The following is a 1,858-nucleotide window of genomic DNA, read 5'->3' on the forward strand; positions in this document are numbered from 1 at the left end:
GCAATCCTATGATTGAAGTGAAAATCGATAAGGAAGGAAAAAAGTTGCACGTCATCGACCAGGGTATCGGAATGACAGAAGAAGAAGTTAAAAAATATATAAATGAAGTGGCTTTTTCCGGAGCAGAAGAATTTCTGGACCAATATAAGGATGCCGGAAAAGATGCCGGTATTATAGGTCATTTCGGCCTTGGGTTTTACTCCTCATTTATGGTGGCAGACCGGGTAGATATTTATACGAAGAGCCACAAGGACGTTCCAGGGGTACATTGGAGTTGCGACGGCAGCCCCGAATTCACCATCGAGCCTTCGGACCGCGCAACACGGGGAACGGAAATCGTACTCCATATCGCAGAGGATTCTACAGAGTTCCTGGAGGAAGCGCGCATTCGTGAACTCCTTCAGAAATACAATAAATTCATGCCCGTTCCCATCAAGTTTGGAATGCGCACTGAAACCCTCCCCAAACCGGAAGGTGCCAAAGAAGAAGATCCGGCACCTACTCAGGAGGTGGACGACATTATAAACAATCCCACGCCTGCCTGGACCAAAAAACCTTCTGATCTGAAGGATGAGGACTATAAAGCCTTTTACAGGGAATTATATCCTATGCAGTTTGAGGAGCCTTTGTTCCATATTCACCTCAATGTCGATTATCCTTTTAACCTCACCGGTATTCTGTATTTCCCAAAATTGAATCAGGACCTGGCAATGCAGAAGGATCGCATTCAACTTTATCAAAACCAGGTTTTTATAACAGATAACGTCGAAGGGATCGTTCCCGAATTCCTGACCATGCTACGAGGAGTCATTGACTCTCCCGACATTCCTTTAAATGTCTCTCGTTCCTATTTGCAGGCCGATGGCGCCGTTAAAAAGATTTCGTCCTACATCACCCGGAAGGTGGCCGACAAACTGAATTCCCTCTTCAAGGAGGACCGGGAGAATTTTGAGAAGAAATGGGACGATATCAAGATCGTAATAGAATACGGGATGTTGTCCGAAGACAAGTTTTTCGAAAAGGCAGAGTCTTTTGCCCTTTACCCAACAGTGGACGGCACGTATTATACCTTTAGTGAACTACAGGAAAAAGTAAAGGACACCCAAACGGATAAGGACGATAAACTCGTGCTCCTCTATGCCTCCGACAAAGAAAGTCAGCATTCCTATATAGAGGCTGCCAAAGCCAAAGGGTATGAAGTGCTTATGATGGATAGCCCGATTGTAGCACACCTGATGCAGAAGCTGGAAACCAGCAAGGAGAAGATTTCCTTTGCGCGGGTTGATGCCGATCACCTCGACAAACTGATCCAAAAAGAGGAAACCCAGATTTCGAAGTTGTCCGACGAGGAAAAAGATAAATTGAAGGGACAGGTGGAAGAAGTTCTGGGAGAGAAAAGCAGCTATATGGTTCAAATGGAAGCCATGGATAGCGATGCATCTCCCTTTATGATTACAGAGCCCGAGTTTATGAGGCGGATGAAAGAAATGCAGCAAAGCGGCGGTGGCGGAGGAATGTTCGGTATGGGAAATATGCCGGATATGTATAATCTGGTCGTCAATACGAATCACCCACTGGTAGGAGAAATCCTCAATACAAAAACCAGTAAAAAGCGTACCCGACTGATCAGTCAATGCCTGGATCTGGCGCGTCTATCCAAAGGATTGCTCAAAGGGGAAGAACTGACTTCATTTATTCACAGGAGTTACGACATGGTTAAATAAGCCTGGTAATGACCTCCCAATAAAAAGGCCGACCCCAAAAAGGGTCGGCTTTTTGTATGTAAATGCCTGTATTGTGTATTTTAGGGACATGGAAACTCCCTGGCACTTAGCATTTATGGCCCTACTTTATATTC

General features: G+C 45.3%; 1 protein-coding gene. It reads left to right on the forward strand.

Annotation, left to right across the window (positions count from 1 at the left end; translation table 11 throughout):
* Positions 1-1,724 (forward strand): molecular chaperone HtpG (gene htpG / locus WBV75_RS03850; protein ID WP_424119334.1); only part of this gene is annotated, 1,724 nt, incomplete at its 5' end.
* Positions 1,725-1,858 lie beyond the last annotated feature (134 nt).

Source organism: Robiginitalea sp. (assembly GCF_049588695.1).
Classification (GTDB): Bacteria; Bacteroidota; Bacteroidia; order Flavobacteriales; family Flavobacteriaceae; genus Robiginitalea.